Here is a 3,094-nt window from a genome sequence, read left to right as displayed (position 1 = left end):
CCGCCGCCTTTGAGGCCGCCGGCGCGCACGCCGCGGGCCCCAACGGCGAGACGCTGGACGAGATCGCCCTCGCCCGCTTTCCGCGCGAGGGCGGCATCCGGCACCTGCACACGGCCGGCAACTCCAGCGGCATCGTCGACGGCGCCGCGGCGGTTGTGCTCGCATCGGATGCGTACGTGCGCGAGCATGGATTGAAGCCGCGCGCCCGCATCCGCTCGATGGCCATCTTCGCCGAAGATCCCGTGATCATGCTCACCGCGCCCGCCGAAACGGCACGGAAGGCGCTGCGGGAGGCGGGGATGCAGGCGGCGGACGTGGACCTGTGGGAGATCAACGAGGCCTTCGCCGCGGTGCCGCTGCAGACCATCCGCCGGCTGGAGATCGATCCCGAGCGGGTGAACGTGAACGGCGGCTCCATCGCGCTGGGCCATCCGCTGGGCGCCACCGGGGCCATGCTGCTGGGCACCGCGCTGGACGAGCTAGAGCGCCGCGGCCTGGCCACCGCGCTGGTGACGCTGTGCATCGCGGGCGGCCAGGGCGTGGCCACCGTCATCGAACGCGTCTGAAACGGAGGGCGAGATGAGCGTGGACGAGGCGGCGGTCCGCACGCGGACGATCACCTGGCAGGACCCGGTGCCCGGGGCGAAGGCCGGCGCGCGGATGAGCGGGCTGGATTACCTGCGGGCGATGGCGGCTGGGGAGCTGCCGCCGCCTCCCATGCTCATCACCATGGGGATGGGGGTGGCGGAGGTGGAGGAGGGTCGCGTCGTCTTCTTCGTGGAGCCCGACGAGTACCACTACAACCCCATCGGCGCGGTGCACGGCGGGCTGGCCGCCACCATGGCCGACTCGGCGATGGGGTGCGCGGTGCACTCCACCCTTCCGGGGGGCGCGGGCTACACCACGCTGGAGTTCAAGATCAACTTCGTGCGCCCGCTCACCCGCGACACGGGCCGGGTGCTCTGCGAAGCGCGCACCATCCACGTCGGCGGGCGCGTCGCCACGGCCGAGGCGCGGGTGACGGACGCGGAGGGCCGGCTGTACGCGCACGCCACCACCACGTGCATGGTGTTTCGCCCCGGCGCGGAGAAGGGCGGATGACGCGCTATCCCAGCGGACACAAGGAGCGGACGCGCGAGCAGATCGTGAGCGCCGCCGCGCGCGCCTTTCGCGAGGAAGGCGTGGAGGGGGTGAGCGTGGGCGAGGTGATGGGCCGCGCGGGCCTCACCCATGGCGGCTTCTACGCCCACTTCCGCAACAAGGACCAGCTCGTGGCCGAGGCGTGCGGATGCGCGCTGGAGCAGTCCACGGCCCGGCTGATCGACATCGCGCGGAAGGCACCGCCGGAAGAACGGCTGGCGGCGTTCATCGGCGCGTACGCCAGCCCCGCGCACCGCGACGATCCAGGCGCCGGGTGCCTGATGCCGGCGCTGGCGACGGAAGTGTCGCGCCACTCGCCGGAGGTGCGCACGGCGTTCACCGGGAGTGTTCAGCAGGCCCTCGCCATGCTGGTCCGGCTGCTTCCCGAGGTCGAGGGCGCGGACCGGACCGACCGGGCCCTGGCGCTGATGTCGGGTCTCGCCGGGGCCGTGATGCTGGCCCGCGCCGTGGACGACCCCGCGCTCAGCGACCGCATCCTCCAGGCCTCCCGCGACGCCTTCACCGCCGCGTTCGCCAAGGGCTGATCCTGGGCGCCACACAATCCAGGGCGCGCCACACACTCCGCCACACGCGAGAACAGGCTAGTCCGCGAAGGCGGACTTCGTGTGGTTGTTGCAGCGAATTCATTCGCCCGGCCCAGCCGAGGCATGCGCCGGCAACAGGGATGATCCACGGGTCTAAGCCTGGGGCGCGCCCCTGTCATCCGGCTGTGTGGAGGCACGACGCGAAGAGACGCAGGCGAGAACTCTCTCCTGCGTCTCTGCGGCTCTGCGTGATCCCCCTGCAGTTCAGCTCCGCGGCGCGATCCGCCAGAGTTCGGCGCTGTCCTCGTCCGTGATCACGTACAGCGCGCCGTCCGGCCCCTGGCGCACGTCGCGGATGCGCTTGCGGCGGTCCGTCAGCAGGTGCTCCTCGCCCGTCACGCGGTCGCCCTGGATCACCAGCCGCACCAGCCGCATCTCGCGCAGCCCGCCGATGAACAGGCTGCCGCGCCACGCCGGGAACGCGCTGCCCGTGTAGAACTGCGCGCCCGACGGGGCGATCACCGGGTCCCAGTAGTACACCGGCTGCTCGAAGCCCGCGCGCTGCGTGGATGCGCCCGCGATGGCCTGCCCCGAGTACTCCATCCCGTACGTGGTGATCGGCCAGCCGTAGTTCTTGCCCGCCTGCACCAAGTTCACCTCGTCCCCGCCCCGCGGTCCGTGCTCCACGATCCAGAAGCGGCCCTGCGCGTCGAACGTGGACGACTGGATGTTGCGGTGGCCCACGGAGAAGATTTCCGGCAACGCGCCGGACTGCCCCACGAACGGGTTGTCGCGCGGCACCGAGCCGTCGGGGTTGATGCGCAGCGTCTTGCCCAGGTGGCTGTTCATCTGCTGCGCCTGCGGCCGCGTCTGCGGGTCGGACCGCTCGCCCATCGTCACGTACAGCATCCCGTCCGGCCCGAACGCCAGCCGCGAGCCGAAATGCATGTTGTTGGCGTACGTCGGCTGCGTGTGCAGGATCACGCGCACCTGCTCCAGCCGCGACCCATCCGCCGAAAGCACCCCGCGCGCGACGCTGGTGCCGTTGCCGCCGTCGCGCGGCTCGGTGAAGCTCCAGAACACGGTGCGGTCCGTGGCGAACCGTGGGCTGAGCGCCACATCCAGCAGGCCGCCTTGCCCGCGCGCATCCACCGGCGTCACCCCCGCGATGGGCGAGCCCACCTGGCCGGCGGCGGAAACGATCCGCATCCGCCCGGCCTTTTCCGTCACCAGGAAGCGCCCGTCCGGCAGCGGCTCCACCGACCACGGCTTCTGCAGCCCCCGGGCGACCACGGTCACGTCGAACGCCACGTTGGAGTTCACCCCGCACACCCGCGTCTGCCCGGCGAACGCCGGCTGGTTGCTGGGCGTGTTCGCCGGCCGCGTCTCCAGCGGCGTGCAGTCCGCGG

General features: G+C 71.8%; 3 protein-coding genes and 1 pseudogene. 3 read left to right on the top strand and 1 reads right to left on the bottom strand.

All coding sequences use genetic code 11. The annotated features are described in order from the left end of the window. The 3 genes and pseudogenes from VIB55_RS00230 to VIB55_RS00220 form a co-directional block, all read left to right on the top strand. Window positions 1-566, top strand: a pseudogene (locus tag VIB55_RS00230) (acetyl-CoA C-acyltransferase); the annotation flags it as partial. A 13-nt stretch (window positions 567-579) separates the two neighbouring features. Further along, window positions 580-1,101 (top strand): PaaI family thioesterase, encoded by a 522-nt coding sequence (locus VIB55_RS00225; RefSeq protein WP_331874643.1) that lies wholly within the window; start codon window positions 580-582, stop codon window positions 1,099-1,101. After that, window positions 1,098-1,685, top strand: coding sequence for a TetR/AcrR family transcriptional regulator (locus VIB55_RS00220; RefSeq protein WP_331874642.1), 588 nt, complete (start codon window positions 1,098-1,100; stop codon window positions 1,683-1,685). The genes VIB55_RS00225 and VIB55_RS00220 overlap by 4 nt, the downstream gene beginning before the upstream one ends. Window positions 1,686-1,949: 264 nt before the next feature. On the opposite strand, the gene VIB55_RS00215 is transcribed toward VIB55_RS00220, so the two are convergent. Beyond that, window positions 1,950-3,094, bottom strand: a 1,145-nt coding sequence (locus VIB55_RS00215) for a PQQ-dependent sugar dehydrogenase (protein ID WP_331874641.1), incomplete at its 5' end; no start/stop codon positions are given.

This window comes from Longimicrobium sp., assembly GCF_036554565.1.
Taxonomy (GTDB): Bacteria; Gemmatimonadota; Gemmatimonadetes; order Longimicrobiales; family Longimicrobiaceae; genus Longimicrobium.
The sequence above is the reverse complement of the archived record's forward strand: the minus strand, read 5'-3'. Positions and strand labels throughout refer to the sequence as shown.

What these genes read in the sequence shown, in the direction of transcription:
- VIB55_RS00225 (WP_331874643.1), top strand. Translation starts at nt 580, where the DNA reads ATGAGCGTGGACGAGGCGGCGGTCCGCACGCGGACGATCACCTGGCAG.
- VIB55_RS00220 (WP_331874642.1), top strand. Translation starts at nt 1,098, where the DNA reads ATGACGCGCTATCCCAGCGGACACAAGGAGCGGACGCGCGAGCAGATC.